This is a genomic window from Spirillospora sp. NPDC047418 (assembly GCF_040643275.1).
Taxonomy (GTDB): domain Bacteria; phylum Actinomycetota; class Actinomycetes; order Streptosporangiales; family Streptosporangiaceae; genus Spirillospora.
Genome location: NZ_JBEYTW010000143.1, coordinates 1 through 17496 on the forward strand (window position 1 = coordinate 1; position 17496 = coordinate 17496).

General features: G+C 72.3%; 16 protein-coding genes. 5 read left to right on the forward strand and 11 right to left on the reverse strand.

The features are described from left to right. Positions 1-69: 69 nt before the first annotated feature. Positions 70-1674 carry a GMC family oxidoreductase gene (locus tag ABZ806_RS42725; RefSeq protein WP_500225097.1) on the reverse strand — a complete coding sequence of 535 codons (1605 nt, stop codon included), beginning with the start codon at positions 1672-1674 and terminating at the stop codon, positions 70-72. A 290-nt stretch (positions 1675-1964) separates the two neighbouring features. On the opposite strand from ABZ806_RS42725, the gene ABZ806_RS42730 reads away from it, so the two are divergent. After that, positions 1965-3479 carry an alpha/beta hydrolase gene (locus ABZ806_RS42730; RefSeq protein WP_500225104.1) on the forward strand — a complete coding sequence of 505 codons (1515 nt, stop codon included), beginning with the start codon at positions 1965-1967 and terminating at the stop codon, positions 3477-3479. A 28-nt stretch (positions 3480-3507) separates the two neighbouring features. Here the strand turns inward: ABZ806_RS42730 and ABZ806_RS42735 are convergent, their stop codons facing one another. The 7 genes from ABZ806_RS42735 to paaZ form a co-directional block, all read right to left on the reverse strand. Then, complete coding sequence (locus ABZ806_RS42735; protein ID WP_500225110.1) at positions 3508-4215, reverse strand: VWA domain-containing protein; 708 nt, start codon at positions 4213-4215, stop codon at positions 3508-3510. Between the two features lie 71 nt (positions 4216-4286). Next, positions 4287-5381, reverse strand: a complete 1095-nt coding sequence (gene paaE, locus ABZ806_RS42740) for a 1,2-phenylacetyl-CoA epoxidase subunit PaaE (RefSeq protein WP_500225115.1) — start codon at positions 5379-5381, stop codon at positions 4287-4289. Further along, the gene (paaD, locus tag ABZ806_RS42745) at positions 5382-5870 is read right to left on the reverse strand and encodes a 1,2-phenylacetyl-CoA epoxidase subunit PaaD (RefSeq protein WP_500225119.1); all 489 of its coding nucleotides are present in this window, start codon (positions 5868-5870) and stop codon (positions 5382-5384) included. Next, complete coding sequence (gene paaC, locus ABZ806_RS42750) at positions 5864-6751, reverse strand: 1,2-phenylacetyl-CoA epoxidase subunit PaaC (RefSeq protein WP_500225123.1); 888 nt, start codon at positions 6749-6751, stop codon at positions 5864-5866. The genes paaD and paaC overlap by 7 nt, the downstream gene beginning before the upstream one ends. Before the next feature lie 8 nt (positions 6752-6759). Next, the gene (paaB, locus tag ABZ806_RS42755) at positions 6760-7044 is read right to left on the reverse strand and encodes a 1,2-phenylacetyl-CoA epoxidase subunit PaaB (protein WP_500225126.1); all 285 of its coding nucleotides are present in this window, start codon (positions 7042-7044) and stop codon (positions 6760-6762) included. After that, positions 7044-8015 carry a 1,2-phenylacetyl-CoA epoxidase subunit PaaA gene (gene paaA / locus ABZ806_RS42760; RefSeq protein WP_500225130.1) on the reverse strand — a complete coding sequence of 324 codons (972 nt, stop codon included), beginning with the start codon at positions 8013-8015 and terminating at the stop codon, positions 7044-7046. Before paaA ends, paaB begins: the two co-directional genes overlap by 1 nt. Continuing rightward, positions 8012-10051, reverse strand: coding sequence for a phenylacetic acid degradation bifunctional protein PaaZ (gene paaZ, locus ABZ806_RS42765; RefSeq protein ID WP_500225137.1), 2040 nt, complete (start codon positions 10049-10051; stop codon positions 8012-8014). Before paaZ ends, paaA begins: the two co-directional genes overlap by 4 nt. A 96-nt stretch (positions 10052-10147) precedes the next feature. Here paaZ and ABZ806_RS42770 point away from each other — a divergent pair, with 96 nt between their 5' ends. Next, positions 10148-10792 (forward strand): TetR/AcrR family transcriptional regulator, encoded by a 645-nt coding sequence (locus ABZ806_RS42770; RefSeq protein ID WP_500225143.1) that lies wholly within the window; start codon positions 10148-10150, stop codon positions 10790-10792. Here the strand turns inward: ABZ806_RS42770 and ABZ806_RS42775 are convergent. The 3 genes from ABZ806_RS42775 to pdhA are packed head-to-tail and all read right to left on the reverse strand — an operon-like array spanning position 10779 to position 14289. After that, positions 10779-12116, reverse strand: a complete 1338-nt coding sequence (locus ABZ806_RS42775) for a dihydrolipoamide acetyltransferase family protein (RefSeq protein WP_500225148.1) — start codon at positions 12114-12116, stop codon at positions 10779-10781. The genes ABZ806_RS42770 and ABZ806_RS42775 overlap by 14 nt on opposite strands. Continuing rightward, on the reverse strand, positions 12113-13117 hold the full coding sequence (locus tag ABZ806_RS42780; RefSeq protein WP_500225151.1) for an alpha-ketoacid dehydrogenase subunit beta: 1005 nt from the start codon (positions 13115-13117) through the stop codon (positions 12113-12115). The genes ABZ806_RS42775 and ABZ806_RS42780 overlap by 4 nt, the downstream gene beginning before the upstream one ends. Next, positions 13114-14289 (reverse strand): pyruvate dehydrogenase (acetyl-transferring) E1 component subunit alpha, encoded by a 1176-nt coding sequence (pdhA, locus tag ABZ806_RS42785; protein ID WP_500225155.1) that lies wholly within the window; start codon positions 14287-14289, stop codon positions 13114-13116. Before pdhA ends, ABZ806_RS42780 begins: the two co-directional genes overlap by 4 nt. Before the next feature lie 108 nt (positions 14290-14397). On the opposite strand from pdhA, the gene ABZ806_RS42790 reads away from it, so the two are divergent. The 3 genes from ABZ806_RS42790 (at position 14398) to ABZ806_RS42800 (ending at position 17424) form a co-directional block, all read left to right on the forward strand. Continuing rightward, complete coding sequence (locus ABZ806_RS42790; RefSeq protein WP_500225159.1) at positions 14398-14913, forward strand: Lrp/AsnC family transcriptional regulator; 516 nt, start codon at positions 14398-14400, stop codon at positions 14911-14913. A 52-nt stretch (positions 14914-14965) separates the two neighbouring features. Further along, a complete protein-coding gene (locus tag ABZ806_RS42795) occupies positions 14966-15772 on the forward strand; it encodes an SAM-dependent methyltransferase (protein WP_500225166.1) in 807 nt (268 codons plus the stop codon). An 83-nt stretch (positions 15773-15855) separates the two neighbouring features. Further along, complete coding sequence (locus tag ABZ806_RS42800) at positions 15856-17424, forward strand: class I adenylate-forming enzyme family protein (RefSeq protein WP_500225170.1); 1569 nt, start codon at positions 15856-15858, stop codon at positions 17422-17424. Positions 17425-17496 lie beyond the last annotated feature (72 nt).

Consider the following 17496-nt stretch of genomic DNA (forward strand, 5'->3'; position numbering starts at 1 on the left):
TGCGGCGTGTTGTTGTTATACGGCCGCTCATAACAACAACACGCCGCAGGTCAACGGAAGTCGGGGTGGTCAGGTGTCGAGGATCAGGGTTGCCGCGTGTTCGCCGATCATCATGCTCGGCGCGTTGGTGTTGCCGCCGATGATGCTCGGCATGATCGAGGCGTCCGCGACCCGCAGGCCCTCGATGCCGCGCACGCGCAGCGCCGGGTCGACGACGGCGCGCTCGTCCGCGCCCATCCGGCAGCTGCCGACGGGGTGGTAGACGGTCGTCGCGCGGTTCGGCAGCTCCTTCGCCATCGCGGCGCGGTCCGGGTAGGCGGGGCCGGGGGACAGCTCCGTCTTGACGTCCCCGGCGATGGCCTTGTTCGCCATGACCTCGCGGACGAGTTCGATGCCGTCCAGCAGCAGCCGGGCGTCGTCGGGCTCGGACAGGTAGCCGGGGTCGATCACCGGCGCGGCCGCCGGGTCCGCCGAGGCGAGCCGGACGGTGCCGCGGCTCTTCGGGTAGATCAGCGTCGGCATGATCGTCAGCGCGGGCCGCTTGTCGACCTTGTGCCGCACCGGGGCGTCCTGGTTCGGGAACGGGTACGACCACGGCAGCGCGTGGATCTGCAGGTCGGGGATGTCGCCGGCCTGCCCGCTGCGGACGAACCCGACCGCCTCGAACACGCTGCGGGCCACCCACGTCCCGCCCTTGGTCCACTCCTTGGCGACGCCGCGCCCGAAGTAGGGCGCGGTGCCCTTGTGGCGGGCCGTGTCCATGACGAACGTCATCGGCACGAACATGTGGTCGTGCAGGTTGTCGCCGACGGGCAGGTCGGCGTGCACCTCGATGCCGTGCTCCCGCAGGTGCGCGGCGGGGCCGACACCCGACAGCATCAGCAGCTGCGGCGAACCGAACGCGCCCGCCGCCAGCACCACTTCCTTGGTGGCCCGGATCGTCCCGGTCCCCTTCTTCGTGACGACCTCGACGCCGGTCGCGCGGCCCTTGTCGATCACGACGCGGCCGACGGTGGCGCCGGTCAGCACGGTCAGGTTCGCGAGCCCGTGGTCGTCCAGGTAGCCGACGGACGAGCTGTAGCGCAGGCCCTTGTCGACGCTCTGCTGGAAGATGCCCGCACCCTCCTGCTCCTCGCCGTTGTAGTCGTCGTTGCGCTTCACCCCGGCCGTCGCGATCAGCGCCTCGATGAACGCCTCCGAGGCGGGCGTCAGGTCGCGCTGCCGGGTCACCTGGATCGGGCCGCCGGCGCCGCGCAGCTCACTGGCGCCGTCCTCCCAGTTCTCCATGCGCTTGTAGCTGGCGAGGACGTCGTCGTAGCCCCAGCCGTCGCAGCCGTCCGCCGCCCAGTCGTCGTAGTTCCTGCGGTGCCCCCGCACGAACAGCATCCCGTTGATCGACCCGGAGCCGCCGAGGACCTTCCCGCGCGTCTGCGGGATCTTCCGGTCGAGCGCGTGCTTCTGCGGCGCGCTGTAAAAGCCCCAGTCCAGCTTCTTCTTCAGCTGCGGGACGTTGTGGAAGACGGCGATCAGCCCCGGCTTGCGGACCAGCGGCGTCCGGTCCGGGCCGCCCGCCTCCACCAGGACCACGCTGGCCCCCGAATCGGCCAGTCGCCGCGCCAGCACGCATCCCGCGCTCCCGGCCCCCACCACGACATAGTCAGCGGTCTGGTCCATGGTCTTCCTCTCAGCGGCGCCCGCGCACGCGAACGACCCCTGTCGAGGGCCCGCGCCTGGCCCGATCGGCACCGCCGTGGAGGCGGGAATGGGTGCGGTGATCGTAAGCGGGTGGGGACGTCCGGCCAACCCCTGTCCCGATGACCGGAACCCGCCCGGGCCATCGGGGGGCTGCCCCACCATCGCTCCGGGTGATCACCCCAGTGCGCCGCCGGGCGGGCGTGCTTAGCGTCGGGGTGTATGACCAGGATGAGACAGATCTGCAGACGTGCCCTCTGCGAGGTGGGGCGATGAGGATGATCCGCTGGACCGCGGCCGCCGCGGCGGCGGTGGCGACGCTCGCCCTGACGGCGGTCGTCCCGGCCGGCGCGGCCCCGGACCCGCTGCACCGCTTCTACCAGCAGCGGCTCCACTGGGAACCGTGCACGCTCGGCCCGGACGACGACATCGGCGCGGACCTCGACCAGGCCGGTGCGCGCTGCGCCGACGTGACCGTCCCGCTCGACTACGCCCGCCCGGACGGCCGCACCATCACCGTCGCGATCTCGCGCCTCGCGGCGTCCGGCCCCCGGATCGGGACGATGGTCCTCAACGGCGGCGGCCCCGGCCCCGCCCTGGACATGCCGCCGTACATGCGCGGCATCATGGGCGCGGCGGGACCGCGCTACGACCTCGTGGGGATGGACCCGCGCGCCCTCGGCCGCAGTACCCCGGTCGACTGCGGCTGGCCCGCCGGCACCTGGATCAAGGGGGCCGGTCTCACGCACCGCTCCTACGACCGTGCGGTCACCTTCGCCAAGGACCTTGCGGCCCGGTGCGCGCGGACGGACCGCGCCCTCCTGCAGCACATCAGCACCCGCAACATCGCCCGCGACATGGACGTGGTCCGGAGCGCGCTGGGCGAGCGGAAGGTGTCCTACAACGGCGCGTCCTACGGCACCTACCTCGGGCAGGTCTACGCGTCGATGTTCCCGGGCCGCCTCGACCGGGTCGTCCTGGACAGCTCCCAGGACCTGTTCAGCTGGGGTCCGCGCACGCTCGTGGGGACTGAGGGCGCGAACGAGCGCGTCCTCGGCCACTGGGCGGCGTGGACGGCGCGGCGCAACGCCGAGTACGGTCTCGGCGGCACTCGCGCCGAGGTGATGGGCACCGTGCACCGGGTTCTCAAGGCGTCCGCCCGCGCGCCTCTGGCGGTCGGGCGGTACCGGCTCGACGACACGATGGTGCCCGTCGTCCTGTTCACCGGCATCGACACCGACGAGGACGCGGCGCGTGCGACCCTCGCCGCGTCGGTCCGGGTCCTGGCCGCGGCGGCGGCCGGCCGTCCCGCGCGGCCGACCCCGGAACTGGACGAGCAGCTCGCCTACCTGCTGACCGGGGTCGACGGAGTGTACGGAAGCGGCCAGGCCGCGATCATCTGCGGGGACGGGGCCGCACCCCGCGACCCGGCGGGCTACTGGCGCGACGTCCAGCGCAGCCGCCGTGCCGCGCCGGTGTTCGGGCCGGTCAGCCACAACATCGGTCCGTGCGCGTCCTGGCCGGCCCGTCCCGCAGAGCCGCCGGTTCGGACCGTCGGCGCGCTCCCCGCGCTGATGGTGGCGGCGACCGGCGACACCCGGACGGTCTACGAGCGCAACGAGGTCGTGCACCGGATGCTGCGCGGCAGCCGGATGATCACCTTGGACGCCGACGTCCACGCCCCCTACCAGCGCGGCTATCCGAACAGGTGCGTGGCCGACACCGTCAACGACTACCTGCTGACCGGCCGCCTCCCCGCCCGCGACCTGGTCTGCGCCCCCGCATAGCCGCCCCGGCCCCGCGCCGCGCGGCAGGTCAGCGGAGGATGCCGGCGGCGCGGGCCTCGGTGAGCCACGATGGGAACTCGTTCATCAGCCGCGCGTAGAGGTCGTCGTCGGCGATGCCCTTCGGCTCCGGGCCGGCCGGGAAGAAGTCGGCGTTGTCGATGGCGCGCTTGCGCGGGACGGGCAGGTCGTCCAGCTTGCGGAGGAATTTGAACTCGTCGTCGCCGAACCCGACGAACTGCCAGAAGATCGGGAGCGTGGACGCGTCGCAGAGGGTCTTCTCGGCGGCCGTCCGGGAGTCGGGCGACCCGTCCGTCTGGAAGATGACGTACGCGGGGGCGGTAGGGGCGGTGGCCTGGTAGTGGTCGATGACCGCCTGCATGGCGGCGGCGTAGTTCGTCGTCCCCATGTGCCCGAGCCGGTCGTGCTCCTCGTTGATCCGGCCCTGGTACCGGGTGAGGCTCACCTCCACCACCGGGTGCGCGATCTTGTCGAAGAACAGGACGGGGACGACGCCGTCGTCGTCCAGGTGCGCGGCGAGCGCGAGCGCCTGCTCGGCCAGGTGCTGGACGGTGCCGTCCTTGTAGTACCGGCGCATCGACCCCGACCGGTCGAGGACGAGGTAGACGGCGGCGCGCTCCCCGCCGAGCCCGCGCTTGTCGAGGTTGACCTTGGCGGCCTTGTAGAGGCTGACGAGGCCGGGCGCGGTCGACTGCACCTTGTCCAGGCTGATGGGCATCGGGGACGCTCCTCACAAGTGGCGTGAACGTCCAAGAATGCACCGTAATAGCAGGTCGGCGCAGGGTTCTGTCAGGAGTCGTAGTCGACGGTGACGTGCGGGGTGGCCGGGGTCGACTGGCAGGTGAGGATGTAGCCGGCGTCGACCTCGGCCGGGTCGAGGGCGAAGTTGCGGTGCATGTCGGCCTCGCCTTCGACGACCCGCGCGCGGCAGGTGCCGCAGACGCCGCCCTTGCAGGCGAAGGGGAGGTCGGGGCGGACGCGCTGGGCGGAGTCCAGGATCCGCGCGTCCTCGGGCTGGGTCAGGGCCGTGGAGCGGCCGTCCAGGATGACCGTGACCTCGCACGCCGGGCCGGTCGGGGCCGGCTGCTTGCGGTTCGGCTCGGGCGGGGCCTCGTCCACGAAGAACAACTCCTGATGGACGCGGTCGCGCGGCACGCCGAACCCCTCCAGGACGTCGCGGGCGTCGGTGACCATGCCGAACGGACCGCACAGCCACCAGTGGCCGACGTCGGCGACGGGGACGAGGAGGGGCAGGAGCGTGCGGAGCCGGTCGGCGTCCAGACGTCCGCTGAACAGTTCCGCCTCGCGCGGTTCCTGGGAGAGGACGTGCACGAGTTCGAAGCGGTCCGGGTGCGCGTCCTTCAGGTCGGCGAGTTCGTCGGCGAACATGACCGTGCCGCTGCGCCGGTTCCCGTACAGGACGGTGACGCGGGCGCCGGGATCGGCGAGCGCGGACGCGGCGATGGAGAGGACCGGGGTGATCCCCGAACCGGCGGCGATGAGGACGTGGTGCGCCGCGGTGGTGCCGAGGGTGGCCGTGGTGCCGAGGGTGAACGTGCCGGACGGCGGCAGGACCTCGATCACGTCGCCCGGCCGCACGTCGTGGACCAGCCAGGACGAGAACAGGCCGTCCGGGATCTCGCGGACGCCGATGCGCGGCGCGGCCCCGGCGGGCGCGCAGATCGAGTAGGAGCGGCGCTCCTCCCGGCCGCCGATCGTGCGGCGGAGCGTGAGGAACTGGCCGGGGCGGAACGCGTACGCGTCGGCGAGGTCCGCCGGCACGTCGAAGGTGACCGCCGCCGCGTCGTCGCACAGGCGCTCGACGCCCGCGACGCGCAGCGCGTGGAACCCGGCGCGGCGCGGGGCGACCTCGGTGAGCGTCACTCAGATCTCCTTGAAGTGCTCGAACGGCTCGCGGCAGGCGGCGCAGCGGCGCAGCGACTTGCAGGCGGTCGCGCCGAACCGGGACAGCTCGACCGTGTCGGCGGAGCCGCAGCGGGGGCACTGGACGCGCCTGGTCGGGCCGAGGGTGAGGGGGATCGGGCCGGACGGGCGACGGGGCACCGGGCCGGGCGGCGCGATCCCGGCCTCGTGCAGCTTGCGGCGGCCCGCGTCGCTGATCCAGTCGGTCGTCCACGGCGGGTCCAGGACCGTGCGGACGCTGACGTCGGCGTATCCGGCGTCGGCGAGCCGGTGCCGCAGGTCGGCGCGCATCGTGTCCAGGGCCGGGCAGCCGGTGTAGGTCGGGGTGATCGTCACCTCGACGCGGCCGGTGTCCTCCGTGACGTCGCGCAGGACGCCCAGCTCGGCCAGCGTGAGCATCGGCAGCTCGGGGTCGGTGACCGTCTCGGCGATCGTCCGGGCGCTCACCATGTCGCCCCCGGATGCTCGCGGGCGAGGCTCTGCATCTCGATGAGGAGACCGGCCAGCGCGGGCGAGTGCGCGCCGTCCCGTCCGGCCACGTGGGCCGGGACGGGCTCGGGGCGGCGCAGGGTCGCCCGCGACAGCACCTCGTCGAGGACGGCGTCGAACTCCTCCCGGACGTCGGCCGGGTCGACCGCGACACCGGTGTCGGCCAGCCGGCGCTCCACCTCGTGCGTGGTGAACAGCTCGCCGGTCTGCGGCCACAGGTCGTCCAGCGCCCGCTGCGCGCGCTCGTGGGACAGGTCGGTGCCGTCGCCGAGCCTGATCGTCCACAGCGCGGCGTGGTCGCGGTGGTAGGCGACCTCCTTGACGCCCTTCGCGGCGATCGCGGCCAGGACGGGGTCGCGGGACGTGGTGAGGTGGTCCAGCAGCGCCAGCCGCCACGTCGCGAACAGCAGCAGCCGGACGGTCGAGTCCGCGAAGTCGCCGTTGTCCACCTCGGCCAGCCCGACGTTGCGGAAGTCGGAGGCGTCCCGGAAGTAGGCGAGGTCGTCCTCGCCGCGGCCCTTGTCCTCGGCGACGCCGGCGCGGGCCAGCAGCAGCCGGGCCTGGCCGAGCAGGTCGAGCGCGATGTTGGCGAGCGCGACCTCCTCCTCCAGTTCGGGCGCGTGCGTGCACCATTCCTGGAGGCGGTGCGACATGACGAGCGCGTCGTCGCCGAGCATCAGGCAGTACGCGGCCAGCGCGTCGCGGTCGACGCCGTCCGGGACGGACGGGTCGATCCCGGCGAGCGGGTCGTCGAAGCCGGTGCCGAACGCCCAGCGGGCGTCGTCGCTCTGCTCGGAGAGCGCCTCGAACGGGTTGTCGGACGACGGGTTGTCAGACGGCATCGGGAGCCTCACATATGGGGGACGTTCTCGGGGATGTCATAGAACGTCGGGTGCCGGTAGACCTTGTCCCCGCTGGGGGCGAAGAACGGGTCCTTCTCGTCCGGGCTGGACGCGGTGATGTCCTCCGATTTCACCACCCAGATGCTGACGCCCTCGTTCCGCCGCGTGTAGACGTCGCGGGCGTTGCGCAGCGCCATCTCGGCGTCGGGGGCGCGCAGCGAGCCGACGTGCACGTGGTTCAGGCCCCGCTTGCCGCGGACGAACACCTCGTAGAGCGGCCAGTCCTTCTCCATCACGCCACCTCCCTCTCCACTCGCTTGGCGGCGTACGCGGCGGCGGCCTCGCGGACCCAGGCGCCGTCCTCGTGGGCCTTGCGGCGCCGCTCGACCCGCTCGGCGTTGCAGGGGCCGTCGCCGCTGATCACCCGTTTCAGCTCCGACCAGTCGATCTCGCCGAAGTCGTGCCGGCCGCGCTCGGCGTTCCAGCGCAGGTCCGGGTCGGGGAGCGTGACGCCGAGCGCCTCCGCCTGCGGGACGGTCATGTCCACGAACCGCTGCCGCAGCTCGTCGTTGGTGTGCCGCTTGATCTTCCAGGCCATCGACTGCGCGGTGTGCGTGGAGTCGGCGTCCGGCGGGCCGAACATCATCAGCGACGGCCACCACCAGCGGTTCACGGCGTCCTGCACCATCTCCCGCTGGGCCCGCGTGCCGCGCATGAGCGTCATCAGCAGCTCGTAGCCCTGCCGCTGGTGGAACGACTCCTCCTTGCAGATCCGGATCATCGCGCGGGCGTAGGGGCCGTAGGAGCTGCGGCACAGCGGCACCTGGTTGCAGATCGCGGCGCCGTCCACCAGCCAGCCGATCACGCCGACGTCCGCGAACGTCGTCGTCGGGTAGTTGAAGATCGACGAGTACTTCTGCCTCCCGGAGATCAGCTTGCCGGTCAGGTCGGACCGGTCGGCGCCGAGCGTCTCCGCCGCCGAGTACAGGTACAGGCCGTGGCCCGCCTCGTCCTGCACCTTGGCCAGCAGGATCGCCTTGCGGCGCAGCGACGGCGCGCGGGTGATCCACAGGCCCTCCGGCTGCATCCCGATGATCTCCGAGTGCGCGTGCTGCGCGATCTGCCGGATCATCGTGGCCCGGTACCGGTCGGGCATCCAGTCGCGCGGCTCGATCCGCTGGTCGCGGCCGATCGTCCGCTCGAAGTGCTCCTGCGCCCGTGCCTCCTGCGCCTGCGTCTCCTGCGCCCGTGTCTCCTGGGTCATGACGCCTCCCGCTTGGCCACGAGGGTCAGGACGTCGTACGTCGCGACGGCGGCGCCGTCCTGCCGGGTGACCTCGGTGTCCCAGCGGACCTCGCCGTAGGCGGCGTTCTCGCGCGGGGTGATCTGCTTGGCGGTGAGCTTCACCGTCAGTTCGTCGCCGGGGAACGTCGGGGCGAGGAACCGCAGGTTCTCCAGCCCGTAGTTCGCGAGGACGGGACCGGGCTCGGGCGACACGAACAGGCCCGCCGCGAACGAGACGACGAGGTATCCGTGCGCGACCCGGCCGCCGAAGAACGGGTTCGCCTTGGCGGCCTCCTCGTCCATGTGCGCGTAGAAGGTGTCGCCGGTGAACTCGGCGAAGTGCTCGATGTCGGCGAGGGTGACGGTGCGGGGGCCGGCCACGACGGTGTCGCCGATCCGCAGGTCTTCGAGGTGCTTGCGGAACGGGTGGACGTCGGTCTCGGTGCGGGACGTGCCCGGCGTCCAGCGCCCGGTGATCGCCGACAGCATCGACGGCCCGGCCTGGACGGCGGTGCGCTGCATGTGGTGCATGACCCCGCGGATGCCGCCCATCTCCTCGCCGCCGCCCGCGCGTCCCGGGCCGCCGTGGACCAGGCCCGGCATCGGGGAGCCGTGCCCGGCGGACTCCTTCGCGTCCTCCTCGTTGAGGACGAGCAGCCGCCCGTGCCAGGGCGCGGCGCCGAGCACGACCCGGCGCGCGAACTCGGGGTCGGCGGTGACGACCGAGCCGACGAGGCTGCCCAGCCCGCGCGCCGCCAGCGCCACGGCCTGCTCGGCGCCGCCGTCGTAGGGGAGCAGCGTGCTGACCGGGCCGAACGCCTCCACCTCGTGCGGCTCGGCGCGGTCGGTGTCGTCCACGCGCAGCAGGATCGGCGACATGAACGCGCCGCGCTCGGCGTCGGCGCCGATGACCTCGACGCGGTCGGGGTCGCCGAACACGACGCGGCCCGCGTCCAGGAGCTTCTTCAGCTGCCGGCGGACCTCGTCGCGCTGGTCGAGGGTGGCGAGCGCGCCCATCCGGACGTCCGGGTCGGACGGGTCGCCGATCTTCACCCGCGCGAGCCGCTCGCTCGCCGCCCGCGCGACGTCGTCCATCAGGCCGGACGGCACCAGCGCGCGGCGGATGGCCGTGCACTTCTGGCCCGCCTTCACCGTCATCTCGGTGACGAGCTGCTTGACGAACAGGTCGAACTCGGCCGTCCCGGGGCGGGCGTCCGGGCCGAGGATCGAGCAGTTCAGCGAGTCGGCCTCGGCGTTGAACCGGACCGACCGCCCCGTCACGACCGGGTGCTTGCGCAGCAGCCGCCCGGTCGCGGCCGACCCGGTGAAGGCCAGGACGTCCTGCTCGGTCAGGTGGTCGAGCAGGTCGCCGGGCTCGCCGCAGACGAACTGGAGCGTGCCCTCCGGCAGGATGCCCGACTCGATGATCAGCTCGACCAGCCGCGCGGACAGGTACGCCGTCTGCGGTGCGGGCTTGATCAGGCTCGGCATGCCGGCGAGGAACGCGGGCGCGAGCTTCTCCAGCGGGCCCCAGACGGGGAAGTTGAACGCGTTGATCTGCACGGCGACACCCTGCAGCGGCGTGCAGATGTGCCGTCCGGCGAACGTGCCGCCCTTGCTCAGCGGCTCCACGTCCCCGTCGACGAGGACGGTGTCGTTCGGCAGTTCGCGCTTGCCCTTGCTCGCGTAGGCCAGCAGGACGCCGATGCCGCCGTCGATGTCGATCTTCGAGTCGCCGAGGGTCGCGCCCGTGCGGGCCGACAGCGCGTACAGCTCGTCGCGGTGTTCGCGCAGGTGAAGCCCGAGCTGCTTCAGCAGTGCCGCGCGCTGGTGGAAGGTCAGCTCGCGCAGGGCGGGGCCGCCCATCCGGCGCCCGTACTCCAGCGCCGCGCCCATGTCGATGCCGGACGAGGAGATGTGGGCCACCTCCTCGCCGGTGACGGCGTCGGTGAGCGGCGCGCCCGCGTCCGGCGGGACCTGCCATGCGCCGGATGTGTAGCTGGGCAGCGGAGCCATCGGCCCTCCCTCGAATTACTGACCGTCCGTTCAGTCAGATATTAACCCGGGAAAGGGGCCCGGGAGAAGAGCTGGGCGGGCCCGCGCGCTGCGATAATGGCGGCCGTGAGCACTGCGGGCGGCGGGCATGGCGGGCGGCCGAACCGGCGCGGGCGGCCCGGCTACGACCGGGAGTCCCTGCTGCGCGTCGCCGTGAAGGTGTTCAACGAGCGCGGCTACGACGGCACCAGCATGGACGACCTGGCGAAGCGGCTCGGGATCGGCAAGTCCGCGATCTACCACCACGTCTCCGGCAAGGACGAGCTGCTGCAGCTCGCCGTCGACCGGGCCCTCGACGGGCTGTTCGCCGCCGCAGCGGAGACCGCGGCCGTGCGGGGGCGCGCGATCGACCGGCTGGAGCACCTCGTCCGGGCCAGCGTCGCGGTCCTGGTCGAGGAGCAGCCGTTCGTCACGCTGCTGCTGCGGGTGCGCGGCAACACCGCCGTCGAGAAGCGGGCGCTGGCCCGCCGCCGCGAGTTCGACCACCTGGTGTCCGGGCTGGTCGCCGAGGCCGAGGCGGACGGCGACATCCGCCCCGACGTCGACCCGGCCATCGCCGCGCGGCTGCTGTTCGGGCTCGTCAACTCGCTGATCGAGTGGTACCGGCCGCGCGGCGGCGCGAGTGGAGGGGAGATCGCCGACGCGCTCTGCAAGGTCGCGTTCGACGGACTGCGCCGCCGCGCGGAACCTAGCGGTGCGTGACCAGCACTTCGGGACGCTCCACGCAGTCGGCGACGAACCGCAGGAAACCTCCGGCGACGCCGCCGTCGCAGACCCGGTGGTCGAAGGTGAACGACAGCTGCGTCACCTTGCGCAGCCTCACCTTCCCCTTGTGCGCCCACGGCTTCTCGGTGATCCGGCCGACACCGAGCATGGCCGCCTCGGGGTGGTTGATGATCGGGGTCGAGCCGTCCACGCCGAACACGCCGTAGTTGTTGAGCGTGAACGTGCCGCCGGTGAGATCGCTTGGCGAGAGGCGTCCCTCGCGGGCCGCCTCCGTCCGCTCCCTGAGTGCGGCGGCCAGTTCGGCCAGCGTCATCGCGTGCGCGTCGCGGACGACCGGCACGACGAGGCCCCGGTCGGTCTGCGCCGCGAACCCGAGGTGGACGTGCGGCAGCTGGACGATCTCCTGCCGCCCGGTGTCCACATAGGCGTTGAGCTCGGGGAAGCGGCGCAGGCCCGTCACGCAGACGGCGGCGAGCAGCGCCAGCATCCCGACGCGCGCCTCCGGGTCGGCCCGCGCGATCTTGCTCTTGAGCTTGACCAGGCGGGTCGCGTCCACATCGACCCAGGTGGTGGCGTCCGGGATCTCGCGGCGGCTGCGCGACAGCTTCTCCGCCATCGTCCGCCGCACGCCCTTGAGCGGGACGCGCACGACGTCGGTCTCTTCGCGGCGCGGGCCGGGGGCCGGGGTGGTGCCGGTCGGGGCGGCGTCGGCGATCGCCTCCTCCACGTCCCGCCGCAGGATGACACCGCCGGGGCCGGTCGGGGCGAGCGCCGCGACGTCGATCCCGTTCTCCTTCGCCAGCCGCCGCACCACGGGCGAGATCACCCGCGCCACCTCACCCCGAGCCGGCAATTCGTTCTGCACGGGCGACGCGGCCTGCGCGGGGGGCGCGGCCTGCGCGGGGGGCGCGGCCTGCGCGGGGGGCGCGGCTTGCGGGGGAGTTGGGCGAGTGGTGCGGCGTCGGGAACGCCCGGTCTGGGTCGTCCCGTAACCGACCAGCACGTTGCCGGAACCGGCCCGCTCCTCCTCCCGGTACCGCTCCGCCGCCGCGTCCCGGTTTCCGGCGGTCACCGCGATCAGGGGCGAGCCGACGTCCACGGTCGTGCCGGCCTTGGCGTAGACCTCGGTCACCGTGCCGGCGACCGGGATGGGGACGTCGACGGCGGCCTTGGCGGTCTCCACCTCGACGATGATCTGGTCTACCGCGACGGTGTCGCCCACGGAGACCTTCCACTCCAGGATCTCGGCCTCGGTGAGGCCCTCGCCCAGGTCGGGCAGCTTGAAGACCGTGGGGCTCATGCGGCACCGCCCAGGTAGCGGGTGTCGGGCTCGTCGTGGCGTTGGAGGCGGTCGAGGGTGTCCAGGATGCGGTCGACGCCCGGCAGGTGGTGGTGCTCCAGCATCGGCGGCGGGTACGGGATGTCGAAGCCGGTCACCCGCAGCACCGGGGCCGCCAGGCTGTGGAAGCAGCGCTCCTGGACGCGGGCGGCGATCTCCGCGCCGACGCCCGCGAACCCGGCCGCCTCGCTGATGACGACGCAGCGGCCCGTCTTCCGGACGGACGCGGCCACGGTCGCGTCGTCGAACGGGACGATCGTGCGCAGGTCGATGACCTCCAGGTCCCAGCCCTCGGCGGTGGCGGCGCTCGCGGCCTCCAGCGCGACCGGCACGCTCGGCCCGTACGCGACGACCGTCGCGTCCCGGCCGGGGCGGCGGACGGCGGCGCGGCCGAACGGCCCGGTCCGCTCCAGAACCTCGATGTCCGACTTCGACCAGTACAGCTTCTTCGGCTCCATGAACACGACCGGGTCGGGGTCCTCGATCGCGTCGCGCAGCAGGGAGTACGCGTCCTCGACCGTCGCCGGGGTGACGACCTTCAGGCCGGGGGTGTGCGCGTAGTACGCCTCGCTGGAATCGCAGTGGTGCTCGACGCCGCCGATCCCGCCCGCGTAGGGAATGCGGATGACGAGCGGGAGCCGCACCTGGCCGCGCGTGCGGTTCCGCATCTTCGCGACGTGCGAGGCGATCTGCTCGAAGGCCGGGTAGGCGAACGCGTCGAACTGCATCTCCACGACGGGCCGGAAACCGCCCATCGCCATGCCGACCGCGAACCCGACGATGCCCGCCTCGGCGAGCGGGGTGTCGAAGCAGCGGTCGTCGCCGAACTTGGCGGCCAGTCCGTCGGTGATGCGGAAGACGCCGCCGAGCGCGCCGACGTCCTCGCCGAACATCAGGACGCGCTCGTCCTCGTCCATCGCCTCGCGGAGCGCCGTGTTGAGCGCCTGGGCCATCGTCGTCATGACAGCGCCTCCTCGGCCTCGATCTCGGTGCGGAGCTGGGCCCGCTGCTCGTCCAACTGCGGGTCGGGGGTGCCGTAGACGTGCTCGAACAGCCCCAGCGGGACGAGTTCGGGGTCGGTGTTCATCCGCTCGCGGAGGCGTCCGGCGAACTCCTCCGCCTCGGCGGACGCCGCCGCGGCGTCCTCGTCGGTGAGATGCCCGCGCCGGCGCAGGTACGCCTCCAGGCGGGCGATCGGGTCGCGTTTCCGCCATGCGTCGGCCTCGGCGTCCGTCCGGTAGCGGGACGCGTCGTCGGCGTTGGTGTGCGGGTCCAGCCGGTAGGTGTGGGCCTCGACCAGGAACGGTCCATGGCCCGAGCGGGCGTGCTCGACGGCCGCCGACAGGACGGCCAGCACGGCCACCGGGTCGTTGCCGTCCACCTGTTCGGACCGCACGCCGTAACCGATGCCCTTGTAGGCGAGGGACGGCGCGGCGGTCTGCCGCTCCAGCGGCACCGAAATGGCGTACTGGTTGTTCTGCACGAAGAACACCACCGGCGCCTTGAAGACGGCGGCGAAATTGAGCGCCTCGTGGAAGTCGCCCTCGCTGGTGGCGCCGTCGCCCACGCAGGCGAGCGCGACCCGTCCCGTGCCCTTGCGCCGCTCCGCGTACGCGAGGCCCGCCGCGTGGACGGTCTGCGTCGCGAGCGGCGTGCACTGCGGCGCCGTGTGGTGGAGCTGCGGGTCGTATCCGCAGTGCGCGTCGCCCCGCAGCAGCGACAGCACCTCGACCGGGTCGATGCCGCGCGACACCAGCGCCATCGACTCCCGGTAGGTGGGGAAGAACCAGTCGCCGTCCTCCAGGACGAGCACGGAGCCGATCTGGCACGCCTCCTGCCCGTGGCCGGACGGGTACACCGCCAGCCGGCCCTGCTTGGTGAGCGCGGTCGCCTGCGCGTCGAACCGCCGCCCGACGACCATCGCCCGGTGCGCCCGGCGCAGCAGCTCCGCGTCCGGCACCGCGTACCGCTGCTTCCCGCGCACCGCCGCGCCGCCGTCGGTCAGGAACCGCACGGGCTCCGCCGAGGGGAGCAGCGCCTCGACCCGGCCCGCATCGACCCGGCCCGCATCGACCCGGCCCGCATCGCTCCGGCCGGTCTCGTTCCGGCCCGCCGCAACCCGACCCGTCGCCATACGCCTCCACCTCCGCACTCGATCGGTGCTAGGAATATGAACCAGATCGGCCATAGGTCTCAATAGACGGCCAAAAACCAAGACATACGGCCAAGCAGTGGAGCATTCATGGACCATCTGTCTCCTGATACCCCGCCGCCCGCAGGACATGACGGACGTTCGGCGGCGCCTCTCGACGACCTCGATCGCGCGATCGTCCGCGAGCTGCGCGCGGACGGCCGCATCTCCATGCGCGCCCTCGCCGAGAAGGTCAGCGTCTCCCGCTCCAACGCCTACACGCGGGTGGAGCGGCTCATCGCCGACGGCGTCGTCACCGGGTTCACCGCGCAGGTCGATCCGGTCCGCGCCGGCCTTGGGACGGCGGCGTACGTGCTGGTCAACATCGAGCAGAACTCCTGGCGCAAGGTGTCGGCCGAACTGCGGACGATGGCCCATGTCGAGCACCTGGCGTTCGTCGGCGGCGACGTCGACCTCGTCATGCTCGTCCGGACCCCGGACAACGCCTCGCTCCGCGACGTCGTCCTGGCCCGCATTCACGCGGTCGAAGGCGTCCGCGCGACCCGGACGTGGCTCATCTTCGACGAGATCCCGGCGGAGCCCGCCGAGCACGAAAAGCGTTCATGATCGCGTAGCCTGTAGGGGTCGTGAGCCCCCGCCCTCACGGCTGTGAGGAGAAATGGTGGCAGCTGACCCGCCGCAGCCGAGTGGTTTCGACCCGAATGTGCCGAATATCGCCCGGATGTACGACTATTACCTGGGCGGCAAGGACCATTACACGGCCGACCGCGCCGCCGCCGAGGCCGCGATCGAGGCCGATCCGACGCTGGTCACCCTGATCAGGGAGAACCGCGCCTTTCTCGGCCGCGCCGTGCGGTATCTCGCCGAGCAGGGCATCGACCAGTTCCTCGACATCGGCACCGGGCTGCCCACGCAGCAGAACGTCCACCAGATCGCGCAGGCCGTGAATCCCAAGGCCCGCGTCGCCTACGTCGACTACGACGGGCAGGTGGTCGCGCACGGCCGCGCGCTGCTCGCCGACTCCGAGGGCACCCGGATGATCGTCGGCGACGTCCGCGACCCCCAGGCCATCCTCGCCAACGACGAGGTGCGGCGGCTGCTCGACTTCGACCGGCCGATCGCGCTGCTGCTCGTCGCGACCCTGCACTTCATCCCGGACGAGGACGACCCGCCGGGCATCATGGCCGAGTTGCGCGACGCGCTCCCCTCGGGCAGCCACCTGGTGCTGACCCACGCCTCCGCCGACGGCGTCCCCGACGTGGTCGCCAAGGTCGTGGAGGTCTACAAGCGGACGTCCGCGCCCGGCACGCCCCGCACCCGGGAGCAGGTGACCGGCCTGTTCGGCGACTTCGAACTGCTCGACCCGGGACTCGTGTGGGCGCCGCTGTGGCGGCCGGAACGGTCCATCACAGTGGAGGAAGCGCTCCCCGTCTGGTTCTACGCGGGCGTCGGCCGCAAAGCCTGAGCCCCGGCCGCGGGTATTGGCAGAACGCGCCCGATGCGTGATCGTTGGGGCGGGACGGGCCACAAAGCGGAGGCGGAGGCGGCATGCGGGCGGATATGCGGGAGAACGCGCGGGCGAACACGGTCGGGGCGGCGCTGAAGGACGCGGCGGCACGCGACAAGGCATTCCTGTACGACGATGACGGCACGATCACGTTCGCCGAGTTCGACGAGCTGACCGACCGTGTCGCGGGCGGGCTGCTGGCGCGCGGAATCGGGCGCGGCGACCGGATCGGCCTGCTCGGGCTCAACACGACGCAATGGCTCGCCGCCTTTTTCGGCGCGGCGCGGATCGGTGCCGTCGTCGTCCCGCTCAACGTGCGCTACCGCGAACAAGAGCTGTCGTACATGCTCGGCCAGAGCGGCGCGCGAATGGTCATCAGCACCCCCGCCATTCCGGGTTTCGACTTCGCGGCGTTCTTCGAGAAGTTCCGCCCTCAAGCGCCCGGTGTGACCGACTACCTGTTCTTCGGCGCGGCCTTCGACGAACTGGCCGCGGCACCCGCCGACCCGGCCGCGCTGCAGGAGGCACGGGACGCCGTCGCCCCGGACGACCCGCTGATGATCCTCTACACCTCGGGGACGACCGGACGCCCCAAGGGCGCGGTGATCACGCACGGCAGCATCCTGGCGTCGGCGCGGGCGCAGGCCGACCACTTCGCGATGACCGACGCCGACGTGCTCCTCGGGCACCTCCCGTTCAACCACGTCGGCGGCATCACCTGCACGATCATGGCCGCGCTGGTCAGCGGCGGATCGGTGGCGCTGCTGCCCGCCTTCTCCCCGGACGGCGCGCTCCGCGCCATCGAACGGCACCGGGTGACGTTCCTCGGCGCCGTCCCCACGATGTACGTGCTGATGCTCGGCCGCGACGACTTCGCCGACCACGACGTCTCGTCCGTGCGGCTGTGCATGGCGGGCGGCTCCAACGTGGAACCGGCGCTGGCGGAGTCGATCCGCCGCGCCTTCCCCGGCGCGCCGCTCTACGGCCTGTACGGCCTGTCGGAGTCGTCCGGCGCGTGCGTGCTGTCGCCGGTCGACGACGCCCCCGAGACCGTCGCCCGCACCCTCGGCGCGATCATCGGCGACTTCGAGGCCCGCGTGACCGGCCCGGACGGCGCCGTCCTGCCCGCGGGCGAGACCGGTGAGCTGCAGATCCGCGGCGGCTGCGTCACCGCCGGCTACTGGGACATGCCCGGCGAGACCGCGGAGGTCTTCCTGCCGGGCGGCTGGCTCGCCACCGGCGACATGGTCGAGATGGAGCCGGACGGCCACCTCGTCCTGCGCGGCCGGAAGAAGGAGATGTACATCCAGGGCGGCTTCAACGTGTACCCGGTCGAGATCGAGAACGTCCTGACCGCCCACCCGGGCGTCGCGATGGCCGCCGGGATCGGCGTCCCCGACGAGGTGCTCGGCGAGGTCGGCCGCTTCTACGTCGTCCCGCGCCCCGGCGCCGAGCCCCCCACCGCCGACGAGCTCACCGCCTACTGCCGCGACCGCCTGGCCGACTACAAGGTGCCCCGCCAGCTCGTCATCACCGCCGAGGTCCCCCTGACCCCGGTAGGCAAGATCCACAAGGCCCAACTGAAGGACGACTACCTGGCCGGCTCCTAGCCGCGCGGGTCGGGTCACCCTCGTTGATCTGCGGCGTGTTGTTGTTTTGACGCGCTCATAACAACAACACGC